The following is a 19,590-nucleotide window of genomic DNA, read 5'->3' on the forward strand; positions in this document are numbered from 1 at the left end:
GTGCCCCGTCCCCCTTAGGGGCGGGGCACCTGCCGTTAACGCTCGACGACGCCAGTCGCCTCCGTGACCCAGCGCACCGGAGTCCGGGGTGAAATCGATCGACCCGGACGGACAGAGTTGGACTGGTGGTGTTTGACCATTGGAGCGACAGGTCAACTGACTCCCTATTCCTGCGCTCCGGAGCCAAATAATCGCAGCCGCTTTAGGATGGGCCCATGGGGAAATCGAAGGGCTTTTTGAGGGAACTGCTTCAGGACTGCCAGCATCACTTTCCTGTGGGTTCCCGCAGAGGGTGCTGCACCTGACCTGATCGTGAGGACCTGTTGTGGGGGAGCAGTTGTGAAAATTGTGCTGTACGTTATCTGGGCGCTGTTTGTCGTCGCGGTCGTATGCTCGCTCTGGCGCACCATCAAAGACATGAAGCGTCGGGAGGCATTGATGGCTGGGTGGCCAAAAGTCCTCGCGACGGTGACGGGCAGCCGGTCCGGCTGGACCAGCGGCGTGGGCAACTCCTCCCGCACCCGCCGTTGCTGGCCGCACTACCAGTTCAGCGATGGCCGAGGTGATGTGTACAGGGGAGAATCGGACATCTCAACGGCAGTCGAAATTGAACCAGGGTCTCCGCTGGCTGTGGCTTACAACCCGGCAGATCCCGGTGAGTCCTACCAAGTGGCCGCGCAGTCCAAAATGGTTGTTGGTTGTCTTATTCCCGCATTTGCCGCATTTGCCGCGGGCTCACTGTGGTTCATCGGGATCTTTCCTGTGGGCTGACAGCAGGCACCACGATGCGCGCCGTGGGTGGCGCTGCAGGTTTCAACAACAGGCGCCCCGCCCACACTGCAGCAAGGCCCAAGAATGCAGGAACCACCAAAGCCCAGCCGCTGAACAGGAGCACCGCGACCATCACAGCGGCGGCGACGATCACTCCATACCAGGCGGCAGTACCGCGGCGCAGGAGAACAACTCCCGCAGCCAGGCCGAAAGCCGTCACGGCCGTGAAGCAAGAGGACGCTGCGCCGATCTGGAATTCCATGCTGAGGATTCCTGCAGCGGCCAGCGCGAAGGAAATCGACGCCATGACACCGAGTGCAGCAAGGCTCGCAGAAGGCACTTCACCTGGTCCTGCGCCACGAGCTAGAACCCGCGGCAGCACGCCGTCGGACGCCAAGCGCGCACCCAATTTACTGGCGCCGGCAATGAAGGTGTTGAGCGGACCGAACGTCAGCACCGCTGCCGCCATAGCTGTCACCGGGGCAGCCGCCGAACCCAGTCCCTTCCCGAGGAGTTCGGCCACGGGGACACTGCTACCGGCGAGACCAGGACCAAGGACGGCAACGCATGCAGCCACGAGGCTGATGTACACAACACCCACGACGACGAGCGTCAGCCAAGTGGCCCTTTTCAGATCGCGCTCAGGGTTGCGGAACTCCCCGGCCAAGTGGGTCACGGCCTCCCATCCGGCGAAGCAGAAGAACAACAAGCTCGCAGCCCCGCCCACAGCCCAGTATCCATTCGGGGCGAACGGCACGAAATTCTCTACTCTGGCGTACGGTGCCGAAACCGCGACGGCGAACGCCAGTAGCGCAACAAGCAGGGCCATCAGGAGGAGTTGCAGTTTGCTGGAGACCCGAATCCCCACGGCGTTGCTCACGAAACCTGCCGCAAGGATGAGCCCTGCCGCTAAGAGGGCCGTTTCGTGTCCACCGCCCGCCGCATGGGCAATGTATTCGCCGCCGATCACAGCGGTTGCGGGTGCTCCGAACGGGATAGCGAAATAGAAGAGGTACCCGGCCACCACTGACGCTCGTTGACCAAAGGCCCGGGTCACGAACGTGGCAATCCCACCCGCATCGGGTTGCTGCCTGGACATTTCAGCGAAGCTGAACGCAACGGGGGTGCAGAACAGCAACAGCAGCCCCCACGCTAGAAGCGATGCCGGGCCCGCCACCTGGGCTGCGATAGCCGGGAGGACCAGCACCCCCGATCCCAAGATCGCCCCAACATAAATGCCTGTTGCCCGGAAAACTCCGAAGCCCGAATTATTGCCAGCTTTCATCACTGTTCCACTGAACAGGGTTCGGGGCATGGGCAACAAGGAGGGAAACTGCCGCAGGGTGACTAGATCCTGCCGAATTTGTCAGGGTGTCAGGTAGAAACGCGAGAACCCCTGGAAATCCTTGATTTCCAGGGGTTCTCAACCGAGCTTCCTATCAGAATCGAACTGATGACCTTTTCATTACGAGTGAAACGCTAGGCTACACTTGAGAGTAGGGATCCGCAGAAAACCGCGGATTTGCAGGGTGGAAAGTGGGCATGTGCATGCGCGCTCCAGCGTATGCATGGCTACACTAATGGCTACACCTACCGAATGGGGAGAAAATGACCGCTCAAAACGTCGTGGAGATCAGGCCCCGTGCAACCGAGACTCACATCTGCCCGTGCGGCTCGCAATGGTTCTCGATGCACTACCGCATGGACGTCAATGGCAGGATTATCGAACGGTCCGCAGTGGCAACCTGCGATGGCTGCGACCGCAAGCATGAAGTGACAATAAAGAGCGCCACCCGTGGCTAGGGGCAAGGGTGAGGGTGCGCTGTTCAAGGACGCCCGTGGACTGTGGACCGTAGCCATTGAGTTACCGCCCGGGCCCGATGGGAAACGCCGGCGGAAGGTCATCCGCAGCAAAGACAAAAAGGTGGCCATGAAGAAGCTGGCCGAGGTCAAGAAGGAACTCAACCAGCTAGGCGACCTGCCGACGTCGGGACTCAAGCTTGAGACGTGGCTGTGTCGGTGGATAGAAGACATCGCGCCCAACGAGGTCCGGCCCAACTCATACGCGTCATACAAGTCCACCACTGACGGCTGGCTTATCCCCGTGCTTGGAAAGAAGAAGATCGATGAGCTCACCGCCGATCACGTCCGGCAAATGTTCAAGGTCATCATGAGTACGCCCAAGTCCTTGAAGATGCGCGAGAAGGATCCCAGCGAATGGCCGGCCGACGTCAAGATGGTTGGGCCCGACACGGCCATCAAAGCGCACGCCGTCCTATCCACAGCACTCAAGACAGCCATGCGTGAAGGCAAGGCCACGCGGAACGTCTGCGAAATGGTGGACCCGCCCAAGAAAGCCAAACCACAGCAGCACGCACTCAGCGCCGATGAGGCCATTCAACTCCTGGCGCACCTCGCAGCCCGGCCTGACCGCGCACTCTGGGCAACCTACCTACTCACCGGCGCCCGACGCGGCGAGATCCTGGGACTTGAAGCTGACCGCATCACGGACACGCTCGACCTCTCATGGCAGCTCATCCGAATCAGCGACATCACCAAAGTGCCGGCTGACTATGAATGGCGGCACCTTCAGGGAACGATGTATCTGACTCGCCCCAAGTCCAGTAGCGGCTGGCGCATCCTCCCGCTCGTAGAACCGCTCAAGTCCATCCTGCAGCTCCATATGCAGACCCACAGCGGCCAAGGGCTACTGTTCCTCAACGACGGCCGCCCATGGGACCCAGACAGCGCCACAGAAGCATGGGCGAAACTCCTGGCCGAAGCCGGCCTACCAACCAACGTCGTGCTCCACGGAGCCCGCCACACCGCCGTAGACCTCCTAGACGCCGCCGGAGTGGACTGGGACACCATCAAGGACATCGTCGGCCACAGCACCCGGCAAATGTCCCAGGCATACCGAACCAAGGTAGACATCAAGCGACTCACCACAGCGCTAGAGAAGATGTCCAAAATGATCGAACCCACCAAATAAGAAGAGCCCCCACCAAGCGGTGGGGGCTCTCTACTTGTGTGCTACTTAGCTTGGGCTGCCGTTCGTGCGGCAGCCGCCACTGTTTCTTCTAGGCTGAGGCCGAGAGCCTGGCAAACTGCCTCGACGTCATTCAGGGTAAAGGGCAACGTATCTCTGAGGCGCGTGGAGACATAACTAGGCGACACGCTCATCGCCCTCGCCAACTGCGACCCGTTCACTCTCTTGCGGGCCATGGTTGCGCGGATCTCTTCCGAGACAGCCTGCGCGAACGGCCCGGACTGGTGTTGTCTTCCTAACGGCATGACCATGATGCTATCCGCTCTTTCGCTGCACATCGGGGAGGCTGAATGTTGCTACAAAGATTCAACCATCTCTATAGACACACAGCGTACCTATAAGAGAACTGATGCGCTACTCGCACATTGTGTGTCTGATTTAAGATTCTAGCCTTATAGAGGTAGCTTTTAACGCGTCTGGACTTAATCCTGTCAGGCAGCGGCGGGATTGCTTCGATGTCATAGGGGCGTCGTAAGCTTTCATTTCACTCGAAAATGTATTCGAATCTGGGGAGAACATGGACTCTGAGCGTCTGACTGCACCGGCTACTACCGCGGCCCGCAACCACAACGTCGTGGTTGCGCTTAAAAGAGAAGAGCGCCCCCTATCCCAAGGCGGGACGGGGACGCTTTGCCGTGCAGTGCAGCGGATGACAGTCCGAGAGTTCGGGGACCTCGCTGCGAAGCGGGGAATTATGCCGACTGTGATTCTGGCTGGATCCGAGCCTCAGCGCGAGCCATTAAGGTTACTGGCGTGAGCCCCAGGGCTTCGGCCACCTTCATAAAGGTCGGCATGGGCATGCTCTTGTGACCCTTGAGGTAATGGTTCATCGCGGGGCGGCCAACGCCGATCGCCTCGGCGAGATCCTTTTGGGTCATATCTCGCTCAACTAACTCCACCTTGATCTGGGTGGAAAGAGCGGCCTCGAGTTTTTCCCCATACGTTGTTGTCATGTGTGCAAGTTTAAGTGCATATGAGTACTTGAAGCAACTTATTGGCTACTTGTGTTGCCAAATTGAGTACTCAGGTTTCCGACACGCCGAGTACTTGGTTGGGACTTGCAAGTACTCGTTTGAATACATAGAGTACTGACATGAATACCAAACAGGGCGATGGAGTCCCCACCGCAGACACTGAAATTGGTAGCCGTATCGCAAATGCCCTGATCGTGAAGGGCTCAAACGCCCGAGCACTTTCAGACGCAACGGGCATCAGCTACCCAACTCTACGCCGCAGCCTCACAGGAGGACGCAGCCTAACCATCCGAGAAATTGGCACTATCGCTGGCGCACTCAACGTCCCGGCAAAAGTCCTCCTTCCCCCTTCCCTCACGGAGGTCGGATCATGAGCCAGAAACTCGCCTACACATTCGAAGAAGCAGCTGAGCAAAGCGGCTACAGCGTACGAACCCTCAAACAACAAGTAGCAGACGGCAACCTGGCCGCCCGATACGCGAACTCCAAAGGCGTCATCAGACACGACGACCTCGCCGAGTGGCTGGACTCCCTTCCAGCAGAATCACCCTCCCGCTAGACCCCCGCTGCAGCGCATAGCGCCGGCACCCTCGCCCGTATCAGGGCAAACACCCACAGCAGTACAAAAACCACCACTCTCGTGTCCCTTGCGAGAAGAACGGGGCTAATTGGCATGCCCTCCAACACCGATTATCTGCACAAACTCGCCCACTACAACAAGCAACACGGCATCACAGCAACCTTCTCAGAGATGAAGAAAACCGCCCGCCGGATCGAACGTATCTGCAAAGAGAACGAGGAAGCCCGTAACGCTGTGGATCCTCTCGCTTATGTCTTGCAGCACTGGGATCCGACCGGGGAGGAAGCGTCCGAGAACGTGGACGCCGAACGACACCTACTAAACCAGGCCAACGCGGCCCGCCGATGCGCGGGCCCAACACAGAGGAAGGCGGCCACCATGCCCGGTGACCGCCTTCAGCAAAACCCATATCAAGGAGAACTTCAATGACGACTATACAAGCAAGCGAGCGGGATGAGATAGCCCGTGACATCTTGGACGGCCGTATCAACGCTGCTATCGAGGAATGGGACGCCGCTAAGCCGGGCGCGTTCCCAGCCCACGTGGCAGCCCATGTCGCGGACGGACTGTGCGCAGATGGTTACCGGAAGCCCCGCACGGTGGCCACTATCGAGGACTTGGATGCGCTGCCATTCGAGGCTGTGATCCGTGACGCAGAGGGCCATGCGCTTGAGCGGTGGGGTGACGCTGAGCATGTGCAGTGGTCAACGCCGGGGTGCAAGTGGTTCGTGCCGGCCACCGAGATCGCTTTGCCCGTGACGGTGCTGTATGAGGTGCAGCCATGAAGGCACTGACAGTGAAGCAGCCGTGGGCGTGGGCGCTGATCCATGGCGGTAAGGACGTCGAGAACCGTTCCCGCCCCACAAAGCACCGCGGGCAGCTGTTCATCCACGCTGGCAAGGGCTGGGCGGATGAGGGTATTGACGGTATCGGCATTGAGGGAATGCCAGCCGATGAAGAGCTACTGGCTGGCATGGTCATCGGCACCGTGGATGTCATCGACTGCCACCACGCTACCGAGTGCCAGAACTGGGCCGAGTCAGGAAGCCTCTGCACTGAGTGGGCGATGCCGGAACACTTCCACTGGGTGCTCAAGAATGCTCGCCCTGTTGAGATCCCTTTCGCGGCCACCGGAAAGCTTGGCCTTTGGAACCTTGAGGACCAGCCATGAATTGGGGTTGGGATACCCAGCTTGGCTTGTCAGCCCGGGCAATTGCCGGCGGCGGGAGTGACCACCCGCACGATCCGAGTGACTTGCTCCGGTGCATCAAGTACTGCGAGGGCCGATTGACCACTGAGCAGTTGCAGTCGCGCATGTCTGGGCGTTCAACCCAGTGGGGGCGCCTGATGCCCGAGTGGGACAACCTTGTTGAGCTCCTAAAGCACGAGATGGACACCCGCTCTGATGGTAGGGCGCCCCGGACTTACTCGGAGATGAAGCGCGTACTCAATGACGGGGTTGCTTGCGAGGCTTGCGACTCAACTGGGCGCGGGACTGAATGCGTCAAGTGCAAAGGTACTGGCCGCCGATCCGGTGGCCGTTGCCGAGCCGCGCACTGCTTCAGTGGCGCGGACTTCTGCCCTTCATGCCACGGGCGCGGATACCAAGAGAAGGAGGCGTCATGAGGGCGATGGCGTTTGAGCAGGACAAGGACGAGTGGCTGGAAGACGCGGTCGCAACCATTATCGGGATTGCCGAGAAGCAGGAGACGTTCACGGCTGATGATCTGCGCCGGGAGATGCGTGAGCCGGATGATTCGCATTGGCCTGGGACGGCGTTCACGAAGGCCCGCAGCTTGGGCTACATCGAAGGCTTCGAGGACCGCTACGTGAAGTCCACAACCCCTAGCCGCAATCACAGCGCACTGAAGCTCTGGACGAAGAAGAAGGAGGCAAGGTCATGATCATCCTGATGCTTGCGTTTGTGTGTGCTGCTGGCCCGCTCATGATCCACAAAGCCAGGATGCATGACGCCCGCCTGGAACCAGTTGAGGCGGTGGACTGGGACGCCATCGAAGAAGAAGCCCAGACCCGGGCAGAGGATGACGCCGACAGCTACAGGAAAGGTGAGCGATGAGCCAGGAACGCATCGATGCAGCGGCGAACGCAATCCACCAAGCAGAGATCTCTGGCCCTCGAGCCGGGGCGCCTTTGGACCGACTGGCCGAAGCAGCTCTTTGCTGCTGCCGATGCGGTGATGTTCTCGGACGAAGCCATTGAGTGCGCGGCATGGGCTTTGTATAAGCGGGCCTACCCGGAACACTCGGCAGAAAGCTTCGATCAAGTAGGCGGCCCAATCCGCGAAAGCTACGTGAAACAAGCCGCCATAGTGGTGGCTTCACTTCGAGGTGAGCAGCCATGATGCGGAGTCCTCGCCGCGCCCCTCACATCGTCCAGCGCCCGTCTGAGGGTATGCCGGTTGGTGGTTGGGCTGCGGCTGATTTGAACCTTCCGTGCTGGTGGTACGACCAACTCGTTAGGACCGCGACCGGCTGCGAATACCCCATCAGCGGCGACCAACAACCAGAACGGCGGGAGGCGACGTCATGAGCGACTTCTGGGCGCCGACGACATATCCGAAGGCGCGAAGGCCGCACCGCTGCGTTACTTGCTATCGAGTCATAGACGCCGGAGAGGTCTACTGCCGAGGTTTCGGCATCTACGACGGCCGCCCGAATGACTGGAAGCAATGCGCCCACTGTGAGGCCATGCTCCCGTATATCGACTACGACGATACCTACAGCGAAGACGATTACGTGTGCTGGGAGCCGGCGAACCTGGAACAACTCCGGATCCGCGTTCACCTGAACAAGAAGTGGCGCGACAACGCGGGCAACCTCTACCCGATCCCATTCCAACGGGCCAAGCCATGACCGCCGACGAAGCTGCCAACTCTCTCCCGCCGCACCTTGCAGCCAAGGCCCGCAACCCCTTGCAAGTTGAACTTGCAACAATCCTCACGACCAAGGAAGAACAAGATGAGCAACCCGCACTTTGAACGAGCAACGAAGCGCCTTCATGACGGCACCAACAACGAGGTCGTCCGCGCACAAGCCGAAGCCACCCTCGCCCTCGCTTACGAGCAGCGCACCGCCAACCTCATCGCCCTGTTCAGTGAGGGATTCGCAGGCCGAGGCATCGACTACGCGGGCCTCGAAACGCAGATCCGCGAAAGGCTGGGCCTCTCATGACCGCCCCCGATATTCCTGCCCTGCTTGAACCCATCCAGAACCGACTCAACGCCGCAACGCCCGGACCATGGAGCTGGGATGATGACCACTGGCTGGAAGGGGTGAGCGGCGGCTACGTGCTGTCCAACGATTCGGTTCTTGAAAAGAACCGAATCGAGCCGGTCACTGTATCCCCCGATAACGCCGTGTTCATCGCGAATGCTCCCATGGATCAGGCCCGTCTACTCGCTGCCGTACAAGCCGTGACTGGCATCGCCGAGATCAAGATGAACAGCGAGCATGGCGACCCTGCTTTTGTCCAAGGCTGGGAATGCGCGCTCGAGGAAATGAATGCCCGGCTTGTGGCCGCGCTGGGAGGTGAAGCATGAGCGGGTCTGGCGAGTCGATGACCATCACCGGCAACTATCTGAACCGTTACGGCGAACCAGTCCTAGCAACCCAAATGCCGCCAGTCCAAGGAGAAACACCTATCGGCGGGTACATCGTCGCCGTGGGCTGGACAAGCAGATGGATCAAAGCAATCGCCCCAGAGGCGGAACCTATCTACACGGGAGGCAAACTCCGCTGGGAACACAAGGGGCAGAGGTTCGAGGTTCGCCCAGGGAACTGGATCGTATGGGAATGGGACCACTTCAAAATGGCCCCAGAAGGATACTTCAGATCCCGCTACCAGAAGGTAGACATCCCGGTCACTAACGATGAGGGGCAGGCATGAGCGATGCCTGACCTGCTCCCGGGGATGGGTGCGGACTTCTGGCAACGACAACCCAACAAGCGGCCGGGATGCGCATGCCCGCCATCCCGCTACGACCCGCGAACACCCCGCCCCACCAACCCCACATGCCCACAACACGGAGACACCCGATGTGTAGCCTCACCGAACACACAGCAAGATCCCACCGCGAACACCTAGCCAAACAAACAGAACCCATATACACCCAAACCGCAAACGACCACGGCATCCCATACGAACAACCCACACAAGGCCCCCAACAGGGGCCTTCTTCATTTCCATGCCCGGAAACACAAGGAGAACAATGAGCACTCACATCTTCGCCAGCCTCGAGCAGGGTTCACCCGAGTGGCTGGCCGAACGATGCGGCATCCTCACCGCATCCGTCATCGGCAGCCTGATCACCACCAAAACACTAAAGATTGCCGCCAACGAAACCAGCCGCGCACTCATCGCCACACTCGCCGCCGAACGCATCACCGGCCACGTCGAACCCATCCAAGCATCCAGGGACATGGAACGCGGGACCTTGGATGAGCCCTACGCCCGCGAAATCTACGCCGAGCACTACGCCCCTGTGGAAGAGATCGGCTTCATGACCCGGGAAGATGACGGCTGGGGCTTCAAAATCGGTTACTCGCCAGACGGTCTTGTGGGTGACTACGGACTCATCGAGATCAAGTCCCGCAACCAGAAAAAGCAGCTGCAAACCATCCTGGCCGACGAAGTACCAGCCGAGAACATGGCCCAGCTGCAGACCGGGCTTTTCGTGTCCGGCCGTGAATGGATCGACTACAACAGCTATTGCGGTGGCATGCCCATGTGGACCAAGCGCGTCGAGCCTGATGACAAGTGGTTCGATGCCATCCTGGCTGCGGCCTCTGAAGCTGAAGAGCTCATACAAGCGTCAATCAAGACGTACGAGTGGGCGGTTGAAGGACTGCCCGCCACGGAACGCATTGACCACTGGGCACCGTTGGAGCTGATCTTCTAATGGACCTCTCCAAAGCAATCGAACCCAAGTCAGACCAGCTCAACGCCTCAGACCTCATCGCTGGGCCCCGAACCTACACCATCGAAAGAGTGGCAGAAGGGTCCGAAGAGCAGCCCGTAAACATCCACCTCGTGGAACTCCCGAAGCGCCCATACCGGCCATCCAAGACCATGCTCCGGATGATCGTCACTGCGTGGGGCGCTGAAACCAAGACGTTTGCCGGCCGGCGACTAACCCTCTACCGCAACCCCAAGGTCAAATGGGGCGGCGTTGAGGTTGGTGGAATCGAGATCAGCCACATGAGTCACATCGGCAAACAACTCCGCGAGGTCCTGCCAACCAGCAAAGGCAAGACGGCCGTATTCACAGTCCAACCGTTGCCCGACGTCGCACCCGCCCAGCAGCAGCCAGACCTGTCCATCCCGGACGACGTCGTTGCCACCACCGCACGGGCAGCAAGCGAAGGCAAACTACCCACCTACATCGTCTGGCTCACCGAACAAGGCGCACCCCCACACATCCTCGACTACGCCAAAGCACAGGAGCCCACCGAATGAGCAAGATCAAAGAAGAAGGCCTCGTGAGTGTCAGCATCCACGCTGGCCAGCTTGTAAACACCGGCCACGCAAACGACGACAGCCACCAATTCCGTATGGGCCACACCAACTTCATCCACTTCAGCCCCGACGCCGCCCAGCAGTGGATCGACGCGCTCACCCCAATCGCGAAGGCGGCCGCCGAATGAGCGACCTCTACTACCGCATCGTCAGGCGCAATGGCGAAGTAGCCACCCTTCAGGACTTCGATGAAGACGACTACATGCCCGGCACATTCCTGGCTGACAGCAACAACGAGCCATTGAAGTTCGATTCCGAAGCCGAAGCGCACCGGTACTACGACGACCAAGTCTTCAGGCTCGCCGCGGCGCTCAGAGCTACCGGCCCAGCCGTTGGCCTCGACTCCACGCGCCGGGCAGGCGAACTCATTGCCGACTTCAACGCCATCCTCCCAACAACGACCAAGGAGGCCAATCCGCATGGCTGACATCACCTTCACCGGCAACTTAGGCGCTGACTCCAAGATGACCTTCACCCGCTCCGGATCCCCGGTGCTCAACTTTCGGGTCTGCGATACCAAGTCCAAGAAGGACGGCAACGGGGGCTGGGAGAAAGTCGCTGAGCAATGGTTCAACGTCGAGCTCTGGGGCAGCATCGCCGAATTCCTCGCCGACCAGCTACTATCCGGCGTCCGGGTCAAGGTCTACGGCCAGTTCTATCTCCGCGAGTACAACGGCAAGAACGGCCGCGGGTACAGCCTCGACGTCAAAGCATCCGCCGTCGAAGTCCTCACCAGCAGCCGTGACCGGCAGAAACTCGCCGGGCAGAATCAAGAGCCACCCGAGCAGCCTGACGGCGGCAACTGGGGAACACCACCCAACCAGGACCCGCCCTTCTAAACCCACCAACAAGGAGAACCATGAATTCCACGCTCAAGTCCATCGCGCTCGTCCTCGCCATCCTCGCCGGCATCACCCTCATCGGCTGGGCAGGATGGGCAATCAGCGTCGCAGTGTCCGGCCCGAAAGGTCAGGGTGACGCCATCAAGACCAAGAACAGCGCCGAGAACTGGACCCGCGCACAAGCCAAGTTCGAAGAGCTCCACCAAGGCATCCAGTCGGCAGACAAGAAGGCCGAGCTCGCCGCCGAACGCCTGAAGGCCAGCCCGAACGATGTCACCCTTCAGCAGCAGCACGCCGGCGTCCAGTCCGGATGCATCGGCCTCGTCGCCGAGTACAACGCCGAGTCCCGGAAGTTCCTGTCCGAAGACTTCAAGTCCATCGACCTTCCGTACCAGATCGACACCACCGCCCCCGCGTTCGACTGCAAGTAGGAGACATCATGAAGACCATCGCAAAAGCAGCAGCACTCGCCCTCGTCGCCGCCCTCGCACTAACCGGCTGCACCGCCACCGAGAACCAGGAACGCAAAGCCGCCCAGCAGGCAGCGCAGATCAAAGACTCACTGGAAAAGAAGAACCTCGAAAAGAAGCGTGCCCGCGAGGAAGACCCCGACTCCATCCGATACCTGTACCTCATGAACTTCGGGCAGATCGTCGGCTACTACGTCACCAAGGGCAAGATCAGCTCCAACGGCTCCCAGATCGGACCCGAAAGCGAAATCCTTTACGCCCACAGCGCCCCGAACGTCGTGGACTCCGCGAAGGACGACGGCACCTACGGCGCCGGCGACCCGGGCATCTTCTTCTTCACCACGGATGACGTCATGGTCGAGACCAGCCTGGACTACATCCAGTCAGACCAGCCGCTTGCCATCGACGTCCCCAGGCTCCGCAAGTAGCCACCCCGCACCACACATCCAAGCCGCCCACTGAGGCGGTTTTTTCATGCCCGCGGCGCCCGGTCAACACAGCCGGGCGTCGCACCCGAAAGGACCACAACGTGATCATCACGCTCTACACCCAACCCGCATGCAGCCAATGCAACATGACCAAAAAATGGTTGGACGACCCCGAACGCGGCAACCTCAAAGGCCAGTACCAAATCATCGACCTTTCCGAAAGCCCCGAAGACCTCGCCAAGGTCAAGGAACTCGGCTACCTATCCGCTCCCGTCGTTGTCGCCGGAGACAAGCACTGGTACGGGTTCAGGCCAGACCTGCTCGCCGAAGTCACCACACCGCCAGCTCAGGAGGTCGCAGCATGAAGCTCGTCATTGTCGAATCCCCATACGCGGGAGATATAGCGGCCAACGAGACCTACGCCCGCCGAGCACTTGCCGACAGTCTTGCCCGGGGAGAGGCGTCGTTCGCCAGCCACCTGCTCTACACCCAGCGCGGAATCCTGGACGACGCCAACCCCGAGCAACGCAAGCAAGGCATCGCAGCCGGATTCGCGTGGGGCGAAAAAGCGGACCTCACGGCCAGCTACGTAGATCGCGGCACCTCAACCGGCATAGAAATGGGCATCACCGCAGCGAAGGCGTGCGGCCGCCCGGTCGAGTTCCGATCCATAGGAGCCAGCGCATGACCCGGGGAACGTCTACCGCCTGCTGTTTCCTATGCCGCGGCCCGCATGGTCTTTGCCTCAACCACGGCTGCGAACACCACGTTCAAGCGGACAAACAAGACGAAGCCAACGAACGAGCCCGCCGCACAGTCCGCCGGCCAACCGAAGACAAAGCAATCAACAACGTCATGCGCGCCCAACGACAACGCGCCACGCCCAAGCGGCCATTCAACTACCCCAAAGAGGAACGATGACCACCGAACTAGAAGAAGCCCGCGCCAGACTCGCAGCAGCAGCAGCGGAAGCAGGCGACGCACTCACCCGACGCATCAAGCAACTCACCCTCGAAGGCAACTCAGTCCCGACCATCGCCAAGATGCTCGACTGCTCCGAAGCCCGAGTCGTCGCCGCCCGCAAACGAACAGGCGTCAACCATCCCGGACACCACCACGCATCCAAGATCGACCGTGGCCAGCTGCGTGAGCTCGTCAGCGAAGGCAAGAACAACGACGAGATAGCAAAAGTATTCGGATGCCACCCACAACGCGTGCAAGCCGCCCGCAGACGCGAAGGCCTGCCACTCGCTCCACGCAAGGCGCACACACGCCGCATCGATCCGCAACAAGTCAAGGACCGAAGCGAAGCAGGCGAACCCCTAGCATCAATCGCTGAAGCCCTTAGCTGCTCCATCAGCAGCGTCATTAAGATCCGGCACGAACTCGGGATCTCCGACCACAGCAAAGCCAAGCTCCCTGAAGACGTGAAACGCCGAATCGAAACCATGCTCGATGACGGATGCCCCTTCGCTGAAATCACCCGCACGCTAGGCGTCACCCACGAAACCCTGAAGCGCCACTACGACGGCCGCCAATGGACCACCGAGCAACGCGCAGAACACATGCGCACTTTACGTATCGGACGCACCGGGCACTGGGGCGCGATGCCCGGACGCCAGGTCCACCATGGCTGAGCTCGCCGGCCAGACGGACATCTTTGAAGAGCTAGGCGAATCACCGCCCGTCCCACCGTTCACCGTCCACACATCCGTATGGGCGGACAACGGCTGCGGTTGGTGCAACTCCAAAAGCACCATCGGCGGTGGCGCCTGCCGCAACCCACGCGACAAAGACGAATCATTCTTCTACAGCTACTGCACACCCTGCAGCGAGCAATACGGCCACCCACGAGTCAACGCTCTTGACTACCCACTCACCATCGACCGGACCCAAATGACACGGCCCGGCGGCGCGCACCGTACCTAAAGAAAGGAGGACCCATTGTCCAAAGACACCCGCCCATATTTCACCCTCACGAATGAGTATCCGCGCCACCGCAAGATCCGCACCCTAAGCGACAAAGCATTCCGGCTGCACGTCGAACTCATAGCCGACTGCAACGAAGCGACCAGCGACGGGAAGTTCAGCAAGCACGAACTGAACATGCGCGGCATCAAAACGGGCAAGGAACTCATTGCAGCGGGTCTGGTCGAAGAGATCGAGGGCGGGTACCAACTGCACGACTACCTCAGCCACCAGCCCTCGAAAGTGGAGATAGCCCAACGCCGGCAAGACAAGAGGGAACGCGGCACCAGGGGCGGCAAAGAGTCATCCCACAAACGCTGGCACGTTGACCGTGGAGTGTTCAAAGAGGACTGCGAACTGTGCGTGAGCGTCCCGGATGGCGCATAAGCGGGATAAGCGGAACTGTAAGCGGCCGCTTACAAAACGCTATAGCAAACCGATAGCAAACATGTAACCAAAAATAAGCACCAACACCAACACCTATATAGCTACTCACCTAAGTGCCTATCTCACCTTCTCTTTGGGGTGCTTTCTAAAGAAGAGGGTGAAAGTTCTCAATCAATCGTCCGCTTAAGTTAGGGCCGCCACCGGGACATCTGATTGAAGGAAGGACCAATCTTGATCACCGAAAACCAGGCCAAAGCGCTGGCCAGCCTACTCCACGAAATCAGGCCACGCTGGTCCGCCCCGGCAATGCTCAAACTCCTAGAGAAAAACGCGCAACACCCAGCCCCGTTCGCTGACATCACGGTGGCCGCAGTCAACGCAGCCCGTGACCACAAAATCGAAACACCAGGCGCCATCTTCATCGACCAACGATTCTGGCCCGACACCATCAAAGCCGTACTGCCGAAACCACCTCCATGCCCGGACCACATCGGCAAAGACGCACACAACTGCGCATCATGCTGGGCCGACGTAAAAGCCGGCGATAGACCACAAACCCACATCGGAACCCACTACGAAGCCCCGGCAAACGCTGGGGCTTAGCCATACCCAAGGAGAACGCAATGACCGAGAACCTACGCGCCGAAAACGAGCGCCTCACAAACCTCAACGACGGACTATCCCGCCAACTCATCGCAATGGGCCAACGCCTCGAAGACAGCCGCCGCGAACTCATGGCCACCGGATGGGACGCATTCGCAGACCGATTGTCCCAAGACTCGAACGGGGTCCCAGCGGCATACGTAGCCAGCCTCAAAGCTGACAACCCCTACCGCAAACCAGTCATCGACCTCTCCGGTGCCATCATCTGCAAGACCGGAGACCAGTCATGACCATGACCCGCAGCAAGATCAAAGGCGCCATCACCGAAGCCCAACGCTTCATAGCTAAAGCAGAGGCCGCCCTCGAGCGGATCAACGCCGAAAACGAACGGCGCGATACCACCTACCAATGCGACCACAGTTGGGGCTCAGCAGAGACAGGCGCCCTACGCCGCGCATCCCTGGATCTCACCCGCAACCTCGCCGAGCTTCGCAAATGAGCGCCGCCAAATTCGCACTTGGCGATACCGTCCGCGTGATCAACCGCCGCGACTACCACTGGGACCGCGTCGGCCGAATCACCTCCATCTGCAAAGACGACACATGGCCCAGCCCATTCCATGTAGCCGGCCTCCACTCACTTGTCCCGCTCTGGTACGGGCCCGAAGAGCTCATCCTCGCCGAGAAAGAAGACAACCGATGAACGCCAACACCCTCACGCCCGGCGACAAGGTCCGCACCCGCCAGCACGGCAAGCGCTGGTGGACTGTCCAAGCATCCGGAAGCCGATACGCCATCTGCACCCGCCAAGCAGCCTTCCGCCCAGCCGGCGAGTACGAATACACCATCCTCGACTTCGAAGCCCAGGAACAAGGCCCATGCAACCTCATCGGCAACGGCTGGGACGTCAGCATGTACGTCACCCCAGAAGCAGGGTGGCGAGGCCTGCACGTCCAACTACTCTCCGGGAGCATCGAGCTATCCCGCAGCCAGAGCATCACACTCCACATCACAGAGACAAAGACCGGTGACAACCGATGATCCGCAAAGAAGGCAAAGCGCGCTGGGTGTTTACGTGCCAGCCATGCAACGAGCGCATCGAAGCCGTAGACCAGTTCCGCGCCATCGAAGCTATGAATCGGCACAAGCGATACACACAACATGCTTGGGTGGTGCTGGGGCAGGCCTTCCAAGGAATCGTGGACGCGCTCAACCAGGTGGTCACGCCGCTGCTTGACGCACTGGCGCCCGTCCTGACACCGCCACCGAACAAGCCTCACGATCCCACCCTCGTGAAAGACCGCCGGAAATGGGGCGGACGATGAACCCGCTCAGGATTGTCGCCCACGGCACACCAGCGTCACAGGGTAGCAAGAACAGCTACGGCAAGAACCTGGTCGAGTCAGACAAGCAACTGCCCGCATGGAGAGCCGCCGTCAAAGCAGCCGCCAAACTCGCAGCCGGACCCAACTTCCAGCCAATCGACGACCCGGTAAAGATCACCGGCGAAATCAGGATCCGCAAACCACCAACCACCAAATTCCACAACCACCCAGCCGGCCCCAAAGACCTCGACAAAATGCAACGCGCAATAGGTGACGCCCTCGAATCCGCCGGCATCCTCACCAACGACGCCCGCATAGTCCACTGGGACATCCGCAAAGTCTGGGCAACCCACATGCCAGGACTCGACATCACCATCACGGAGGCAAAGTGAAGACCAGGCACGCAGCCCAGATCCGGCGCGGAATCACCGAAGCCCGAGCAGGCAACAACCTCAACTACCGGGCCGAATCACCACTAACAGCCCGAGCCTTCATCCGAACACTCCACAGCCTCGCGCAAGCCGAACTCTGCCACGTCCTCAACTGGCAATGGCGCAAAGATGGCAACGGGCCCCGCGCGAAGGACAGCAAATGAGTTACCGGGAAGCTCAAGACGAACTCATTCAAATGCTCACCGCGTCAAGCACCATCCCCGGCAAAGTCGTACTCCCGCGGCAAGCAGTCAACATGCTCCTGCAACGAATCCTCGACAACGGGCACCACCACCACCTGGAACTAGACCTGTCCCAAGGCTGGAAATGCACACTCTGCGGCGAAGAGATACCTATCGATAACGAAGGCGAACGAGGGCAGTACTTGAAAGGCGGATTCATACGCACGCCCAACACCGTCACCGTCCAAGTCCGAACCAACGAACACGGCACCACAGAGTGCCGCTTCCCCGGCGAACGATGGGCGCCCGTGTTCACCGCCGAACAAATCAAACGAATCGCAGGAGGCCAAGCATGAGCCGGATTCGGAAGATCATCATCACGATCGACTGCCAGCCCAAAGAAGGCAAGGAGGACATGCTCTTCGCCGCGTTCTGGAAAGCGATCGAGAAGCACACCACCCGCAAGCAACCACGATCAATCCAAACCAGCTACATCTACGAAGGACGGGGCGAGTAGTGGAACTGCACAAGAACACAATCGCCATCTGGATCTCAGCGGAAATGCTGTACATGGAGAAGTCCCTCACAGACCCACGCTACGACCGCAAAGCAACCCGCCACGAAACTCCACCCACCGCCGAGGACTGGGCCCTGTACTCTCAGGCCCTTGCCGGACTCCGCGCCCTCGAAGCCTACGAAGGTACCGAATGGGGCGGCCCTGACTATGGCACCGAAGTAAACGAACCACAGCCACGAGTCACCTATGAATACCACGAAACCCACGAAGAGTGGCTGGCCCGCTGCCACAAACTGGACAGGAGCGAAGCATGAGCCTGAAAGACACTATCCACCAGCTCACCAACGAACACATGACCCGCGGTGACGATGGCGGCTTCCACCTCACACCACCACTCCTGGCAGAACTCAGGGCAGCTGTAACATCAGACTTCGCGGTAGGGCGTGGCGGCTCCGGTGGTGGTGGCATGATCATCAACTCCAAAGCCGACGAACTGGAACGCAGCATCAAGAAACGCGCCCTTGCCGAACACCTCGCCATGACCGGCAACGAATACCGTGGTGGTCTCGTGGATCTCCTGCAGGCGTGGTCCATCGCAGCAGCAACCGAATGGCAGCCCTTCCTGGAAGGCATCGCACAAGAATGGATCGACGGCATCCGCAACCTACTCGTATCCAAACGCCCACCATGGCGACCATCAATCCCATGCCCATCATGCGGACAACGGTTCTACGGGCCCGAACGTGAACCCTGCCTAGCCGTCCACTACTGGGACGACGAGACAGAAGCCATCGCCCCACCAGACCAATGGACAGCCAACTGTGACGGATGCAAAGCCGAATGGAACGGCGCCGAACTGAAGTGGTTGCGCGCCGCATCCAACACGCCCAGCACAGATGTTGCACAAGTGAGTTAATCACTGTTAATCTCAGTGGTGTTGGGGCTACAAGTCTCACAACACCCAAGCCAGACCACATCAAGTGGCTGGCTTTTTTAGTGCCCAAAGCTCCCCCTCGGAGGTCACTATCTCGCAGTCCAGCGCACGGACACCGCCGCTCGTCGTGATGACGCCGGCAACACGGCTATGTAGCTCAGCAGGTAGAGCGTCCGCCTCATAAGCGGAAGGTCTCAGGTTCAAGTCCTGACGTTGCCACTGATCGAAACGCACGCCGACTAACAACAGAAAACGCGGCCTCGCAAAGTAGATCACCACACCCCGGCGCCGTCCCCGGGTTACGAGAGCGGCAACGTCGGACCCCGTCACGGTGCACCACGGCGGGGCCTGACACCAACACGATAGGAGCCGCAATGGAAGCCAAGGTATTCATTCAACTGGCCGATGGCGAACCCATTGAGGTTGGCACTATTGACTTCGATCTCGTGGTCAAGGCCAAACAAGCTACTCGCAGCAACGAGATCCGCGTGGCGCTGGACACCCCAGCCACCATGGCCAACGCCGGCGAACAGGTAGCCAAACTCGGCAACGCCTTGGCGCTGTCCGCTAACTAAGCCACAGCAAACAGCAGGAG

43 protein-coding genes and 1 tRNA gene are annotated in these 19,590 nt (G+C 59.9%); 41 read left to right on the forward strand and 3 right to left on the reverse strand.

Going from position 1 to position 19,590, the window contains the following annotated elements; translation table 11 throughout:
* The first annotated feature begins 339 nt into the window (after nucleotides 1–339).
* Nucleotides 340–771 (forward strand): DUF3592 domain-containing protein, encoded by a 432-nt coding sequence (locus KCX59_RS04450; protein WP_179018653.1) that lies wholly within the window; start codon nucleotides 340–342, stop codon nucleotides 769–771.
* On the opposite strand, the gene KCX59_RS04455 is transcribed toward KCX59_RS04450, so the two are convergent.
* The gene (locus KCX59_RS04455; RefSeq protein ID WP_179018651.1) at nucleotides 746–2,056 is read right to left on the reverse strand and encodes an APC family permease; all 1,311 of its coding nucleotides are present in this window, start codon (nucleotides 2,054–2,056) and stop codon (nucleotides 746–748) included. The genes KCX59_RS04450 and KCX59_RS04455 overlap by 26 nt on opposite strands.
* A gap of 323 nt (nucleotides 2,057–2,379) precedes the next feature.
* Here KCX59_RS04455 and KCX59_RS04460 point away from each other — a divergent pair, with 323 nt between their 5' ends.
* Nucleotides 2,380–2,574 carry a hypothetical protein gene (locus KCX59_RS04460; protein ID WP_179018649.1) on the forward strand — a complete coding sequence of 65 codons (195 nt, stop codon included), beginning with the start codon at nucleotides 2,380–2,382 and terminating at the stop codon, nucleotides 2,572–2,574.
* Nucleotides 2,567–3,763, forward strand: a complete 1,197-nt coding sequence (locus KCX59_RS04465) for a tyrosine-type recombinase/integrase (RefSeq protein ID WP_179018647.1) — start codon at nucleotides 2,567–2,569, stop codon at nucleotides 3,761–3,763. Before KCX59_RS04460 ends, KCX59_RS04465 begins: the two co-directional genes overlap by 8 nt.
* Nucleotides 3,764–3,804: 41 nt before the next feature.
* Here KCX59_RS04465 and KCX59_RS04470 read toward each other — a convergent pair whose 3' ends face one another.
* Nucleotides 3,805–4,098 (reverse strand): helix-turn-helix domain-containing protein, encoded by a 294-nt coding sequence (locus tag KCX59_RS04470; RefSeq protein ID WP_434122630.1) that lies wholly within the window; start codon nucleotides 4,096–4,098, stop codon nucleotides 3,805–3,807.
* Nucleotides 4,099–4,512: 414 nt separating this feature from the next.
* Nucleotides 4,513–4,773 carry a helix-turn-helix domain-containing protein gene (locus KCX59_RS04475; RefSeq protein ID WP_179018643.1) on the reverse strand — a complete coding sequence of 87 codons (261 nt, stop codon included), beginning with the start codon at nucleotides 4,771–4,773 and terminating at the stop codon, nucleotides 4,513–4,515.
* A gap of 140 nt (nucleotides 4,774–4,913) precedes the next feature.
* Between KCX59_RS04475 and KCX59_RS04480 the strand changes: the two genes are divergently transcribed.
* From KCX59_RS04480 to KCX59_RS04665, 38 genes are all read left to right on the forward strand, one after another.
* Nucleotides 4,914–5,168: a helix-turn-helix domain-containing protein gene (locus tag KCX59_RS04480; RefSeq protein ID WP_179018641.1), complete on the forward strand. Its 255-nt coding sequence runs from the start codon at nucleotides 4,914–4,916 to the stop codon at nucleotides 5,166–5,168.
* Complete coding sequence (locus KCX59_RS04485) at nucleotides 5,165–5,353, forward strand: helix-turn-helix domain-containing protein (RefSeq protein WP_179018639.1); 189 nt, start codon at nucleotides 5,165–5,167, stop codon at nucleotides 5,351–5,353. Before KCX59_RS04480 ends, KCX59_RS04485 begins: the two co-directional genes overlap by 4 nt.
* A 114-nt stretch (nucleotides 5,354–5,467) precedes the next feature.
* Nucleotides 5,468–5,803, forward strand: coding sequence for a hypothetical protein (locus KCX59_RS04490; RefSeq protein ID WP_179018637.1), 336 nt, complete (start codon nucleotides 5,468–5,470; stop codon nucleotides 5,801–5,803).
* On the forward strand, nucleotides 5,800–6,159 hold the full coding sequence (locus KCX59_RS04495; protein WP_179018635.1) for a hypothetical protein: 360 nt from the start codon (nucleotides 5,800–5,802) through the stop codon (nucleotides 6,157–6,159). Before KCX59_RS04490 ends, KCX59_RS04495 begins: the two co-directional genes overlap by 4 nt.
* Nucleotides 6,156–6,545 carry an ASCH domain-containing protein gene (locus tag KCX59_RS04500; RefSeq protein WP_179018633.1) on the forward strand — a complete coding sequence of 130 codons (390 nt, stop codon included), beginning with the start codon at nucleotides 6,156–6,158 and terminating at the stop codon, nucleotides 6,543–6,545. The genes KCX59_RS04495 and KCX59_RS04500 overlap by 4 nt, the downstream gene beginning before the upstream one ends.
* 451 nt (nucleotides 6,546–6,996) lie before the next feature.
* On the forward strand, nucleotides 6,997–7,278 hold the full coding sequence (locus KCX59_RS04505) for a hypothetical protein (protein ID WP_179018631.1): 282 nt from the start codon (nucleotides 6,997–6,999) through the stop codon (nucleotides 7,276–7,278).
* A complete protein-coding gene (locus KCX59_RS04510; RefSeq protein ID WP_179018629.1) occupies nucleotides 7,275–7,451 on the forward strand; it encodes a hypothetical protein in 177 nt (58 codons plus the stop codon). The genes KCX59_RS04505 and KCX59_RS04510 overlap by 4 nt, the downstream gene beginning before the upstream one ends.
* Nucleotides 7,452–7,466: 15 nt before the next feature.
* On the forward strand, nucleotides 7,467–7,736 hold the full coding sequence (locus KCX59_RS04515; protein ID WP_179018627.1) for a hypothetical protein: 270 nt from the start codon (nucleotides 7,467–7,469) through the stop codon (nucleotides 7,734–7,736).
* A 184-nt stretch (nucleotides 7,737–7,920) separates the two neighbouring features.
* The gene (locus tag KCX59_RS04520) at nucleotides 7,921–8,247 is read left to right on the forward strand and encodes a hypothetical protein (RefSeq protein ID WP_179018625.1); all 327 of its coding nucleotides are present in this window, start codon (nucleotides 7,921–7,923) and stop codon (nucleotides 8,245–8,247) included.
* A gap of 105 nt (nucleotides 8,248–8,352) precedes the next feature.
* Nucleotides 8,353–8,565 (forward strand): hypothetical protein, encoded by a 213-nt coding sequence (locus KCX59_RS04525; RefSeq protein ID WP_179018623.1) that lies wholly within the window; start codon nucleotides 8,353–8,355, stop codon nucleotides 8,563–8,565.
* Nucleotides 8,562–8,933: a hypothetical protein gene (locus tag KCX59_RS04530; RefSeq protein ID WP_179018621.1), complete on the forward strand. Its 372-nt coding sequence runs from the start codon at nucleotides 8,562–8,564 to the stop codon at nucleotides 8,931–8,933. Before KCX59_RS04525 ends, KCX59_RS04530 begins: the two co-directional genes overlap by 4 nt.
* The gene (locus tag KCX59_RS04535; RefSeq protein ID WP_179018618.1) at nucleotides 8,930–9,280 is read left to right on the forward strand and encodes a hypothetical protein; all 351 of its coding nucleotides are present in this window, start codon (nucleotides 8,930–8,932) and stop codon (nucleotides 9,278–9,280) included. Before KCX59_RS04530 ends, KCX59_RS04535 begins: the two co-directional genes overlap by 4 nt.
* 322 nt (nucleotides 9,281–9,602) lie before the next feature.
* Nucleotides 9,603–10,292 (forward strand): lambda exonuclease family protein, encoded by a 690-nt coding sequence (locus KCX59_RS04540; RefSeq protein WP_179018616.1) that lies wholly within the window; start codon nucleotides 9,603–9,605, stop codon nucleotides 10,290–10,292.
* Nucleotides 10,292–10,849, forward strand: coding sequence for a hypothetical protein (locus KCX59_RS04545; protein ID WP_179018614.1), 558 nt, complete (start codon nucleotides 10,292–10,294; stop codon nucleotides 10,847–10,849). Before KCX59_RS04540 ends, KCX59_RS04545 begins: the two co-directional genes overlap by 1 nt.
* Nucleotides 10,846–11,037, forward strand: coding sequence for a hypothetical protein (locus tag KCX59_RS04550; protein WP_179018612.1), 192 nt, complete (start codon nucleotides 10,846–10,848; stop codon nucleotides 11,035–11,037). Before KCX59_RS04545 ends, KCX59_RS04550 begins: the two co-directional genes overlap by 4 nt.
* Entirely contained in the window at nucleotides 11,034–11,336 is a 303-nt protein-coding gene (locus KCX59_RS04555) for a hypothetical protein (protein WP_179018610.1), read from the forward strand. Before KCX59_RS04550 ends, KCX59_RS04555 begins: the two co-directional genes overlap by 4 nt.
* A complete protein-coding gene (locus KCX59_RS04560) occupies nucleotides 11,329–11,748 on the forward strand; it encodes a single-stranded DNA-binding protein (RefSeq protein ID WP_179018608.1) in 420 nt (139 codons plus the stop codon). The genes KCX59_RS04555 and KCX59_RS04560 overlap by 8 nt, the downstream gene beginning before the upstream one ends.
* A gap of 20 nt (nucleotides 11,749–11,768) precedes the next feature.
* The gene (locus KCX59_RS04565; protein ID WP_179018606.1) at nucleotides 11,769–12,182 is read left to right on the forward strand and encodes a hypothetical protein; all 414 of its coding nucleotides are present in this window, start codon (nucleotides 11,769–11,771) and stop codon (nucleotides 12,180–12,182) included.
* 8 nt (nucleotides 12,183–12,190) lie between these two features.
* Nucleotides 12,191–12,649, forward strand: coding sequence for a hypothetical protein (locus KCX59_RS04570; RefSeq protein ID WP_179018604.1), 459 nt, complete (start codon nucleotides 12,191–12,193; stop codon nucleotides 12,647–12,649).
* A 146-nt stretch (nucleotides 12,650–12,795) separates the two neighbouring features.
* A complete protein-coding gene (locus tag KCX59_RS04575) occupies nucleotides 12,796–13,014 on the forward strand; it encodes a glutaredoxin family protein (RefSeq protein WP_218649598.1) in 219 nt (72 codons plus the stop codon).
* Complete coding sequence (locus KCX59_RS04580; protein WP_179018601.1) at nucleotides 13,011–13,337, forward strand: DUF7768 domain-containing protein; 327 nt, start codon at nucleotides 13,011–13,013, stop codon at nucleotides 13,335–13,337. Before KCX59_RS04575 ends, KCX59_RS04580 begins: the two co-directional genes overlap by 4 nt.
* 229 nt (nucleotides 13,338–13,566) lie before the next feature.
* Nucleotides 13,567–14,286, forward strand: a complete 720-nt coding sequence (locus tag KCX59_RS04585; protein WP_179018599.1) for a hypothetical protein — start codon at nucleotides 13,567–13,569, stop codon at nucleotides 14,284–14,286.
* On the forward strand, nucleotides 14,279–14,578 hold the full coding sequence (locus tag KCX59_RS04590) for a hypothetical protein (protein WP_179018597.1): 300 nt from the start codon (nucleotides 14,279–14,281) through the stop codon (nucleotides 14,576–14,578). The genes KCX59_RS04585 and KCX59_RS04590 overlap by 8 nt, the downstream gene beginning before the upstream one ends.
* Nucleotides 14,579–14,593: 15 nt before the next feature.
* On the forward strand, nucleotides 14,594–15,004 hold the full coding sequence (locus KCX59_RS04595; RefSeq protein WP_179018595.1) for a hypothetical protein: 411 nt from the start codon (nucleotides 14,594–14,596) through the stop codon (nucleotides 15,002–15,004).
* A 231-nt stretch (nucleotides 15,005–15,235) separates the two neighbouring features.
* The gene (locus tag KCX59_RS04600) at nucleotides 15,236–15,607 is read left to right on the forward strand and encodes a hypothetical protein (protein WP_179018593.1); all 372 of its coding nucleotides are present in this window, start codon (nucleotides 15,236–15,238) and stop codon (nucleotides 15,605–15,607) included.
* A gap of 20 nt (nucleotides 15,608–15,627) precedes the next feature.
* Nucleotides 15,628–15,897 (forward strand): hypothetical protein, encoded by a 270-nt coding sequence (locus KCX59_RS04605; protein WP_179018591.1) that lies wholly within the window; start codon nucleotides 15,628–15,630, stop codon nucleotides 15,895–15,897.
* Complete coding sequence (locus KCX59_RS04610) at nucleotides 15,894–16,106, forward strand: hypothetical protein (protein ID WP_179018589.1); 213 nt, start codon at nucleotides 15,894–15,896, stop codon at nucleotides 16,104–16,106. The genes KCX59_RS04605 and KCX59_RS04610 overlap by 4 nt, the downstream gene beginning before the upstream one ends.
* Nucleotides 16,103–16,309, forward strand: coding sequence for a hypothetical protein (locus tag KCX59_RS04615; protein WP_179018588.1), 207 nt, complete (start codon nucleotides 16,103–16,105; stop codon nucleotides 16,307–16,309). The genes KCX59_RS04610 and KCX59_RS04615 overlap by 4 nt, the downstream gene beginning before the upstream one ends.
* Nucleotides 16,306–16,647, forward strand: coding sequence for a hypothetical protein (locus KCX59_RS04620; protein WP_179018586.1), 342 nt, complete (start codon nucleotides 16,306–16,308; stop codon nucleotides 16,645–16,647). The genes KCX59_RS04615 and KCX59_RS04620 overlap by 4 nt, the downstream gene beginning before the upstream one ends.
* A complete protein-coding gene (locus tag KCX59_RS04625; RefSeq protein ID WP_179018584.1) occupies nucleotides 16,644–16,931 on the forward strand; it encodes a hypothetical protein in 288 nt (95 codons plus the stop codon). The genes KCX59_RS04620 and KCX59_RS04625 overlap by 4 nt, the downstream gene beginning before the upstream one ends.
* Nucleotides 16,928–17,323 (forward strand): RusA family crossover junction endodeoxyribonuclease, encoded by a 396-nt coding sequence (locus KCX59_RS04630; protein ID WP_179018582.1) that lies wholly within the window; start codon nucleotides 16,928–16,930, stop codon nucleotides 17,321–17,323. The genes KCX59_RS04625 and KCX59_RS04630 overlap by 4 nt, the downstream gene beginning before the upstream one ends.
* Nucleotides 17,320–17,526 (forward strand): hypothetical protein, encoded by a 207-nt coding sequence (locus KCX59_RS04635; protein ID WP_179018575.1) that lies wholly within the window; start codon nucleotides 17,320–17,322, stop codon nucleotides 17,524–17,526. The genes KCX59_RS04630 and KCX59_RS04635 overlap by 4 nt, the downstream gene beginning before the upstream one ends.
* Nucleotides 17,523–17,900 (forward strand): hypothetical protein, encoded by a 378-nt coding sequence (locus KCX59_RS04640; protein ID WP_179018573.1) that lies wholly within the window; start codon nucleotides 17,523–17,525, stop codon nucleotides 17,898–17,900. Before KCX59_RS04635 ends, KCX59_RS04640 begins: the two co-directional genes overlap by 4 nt.
* Complete coding sequence (locus KCX59_RS04645; RefSeq protein WP_179018571.1) at nucleotides 17,897–18,061, forward strand: hypothetical protein; 165 nt, start codon at nucleotides 17,897–17,899, stop codon at nucleotides 18,059–18,061. The genes KCX59_RS04640 and KCX59_RS04645 overlap by 4 nt, the downstream gene beginning before the upstream one ends.
* Nucleotides 18,061–18,375, forward strand: a complete 315-nt coding sequence (locus KCX59_RS04650; RefSeq protein WP_179018569.1) for a hypothetical protein — start codon at nucleotides 18,061–18,063, stop codon at nucleotides 18,373–18,375. The genes KCX59_RS04645 and KCX59_RS04650 overlap by 1 nt, the downstream gene beginning before the upstream one ends.
* Nucleotides 18,372–18,977 (forward strand): hypothetical protein, encoded by a 606-nt coding sequence (locus KCX59_RS04655; RefSeq protein WP_179018567.1) that lies wholly within the window; start codon nucleotides 18,372–18,374, stop codon nucleotides 18,975–18,977. Before KCX59_RS04650 ends, KCX59_RS04655 begins: the two co-directional genes overlap by 4 nt.
* Before the next feature lie 164 nt (nucleotides 18,978–19,141).
* Nucleotides 19,142–19,214: transfer RNA gene (locus KCX59_RS04660), tRNA-Met, on the forward strand.
* Between the two features lie 155 nt (nucleotides 19,215–19,369).
* Nucleotides 19,370–19,570, forward strand: a complete 201-nt coding sequence (locus tag KCX59_RS04665; protein ID WP_179018565.1) for a hypothetical protein — start codon at nucleotides 19,370–19,372, stop codon at nucleotides 19,568–19,570.
* The last annotated feature ends 20 nt before the right edge of the window (nucleotides 19,571–19,590 follow it).

The sequence above is a fragment of the Paenarthrobacter nitroguajacolicus genome (assembly GCF_051027655.1).
Lineage (GTDB): Bacteria > Actinomycetota > Actinomycetes > Actinomycetales > Micrococcaceae > Arthrobacter > Arthrobacter nitroguajacolicus.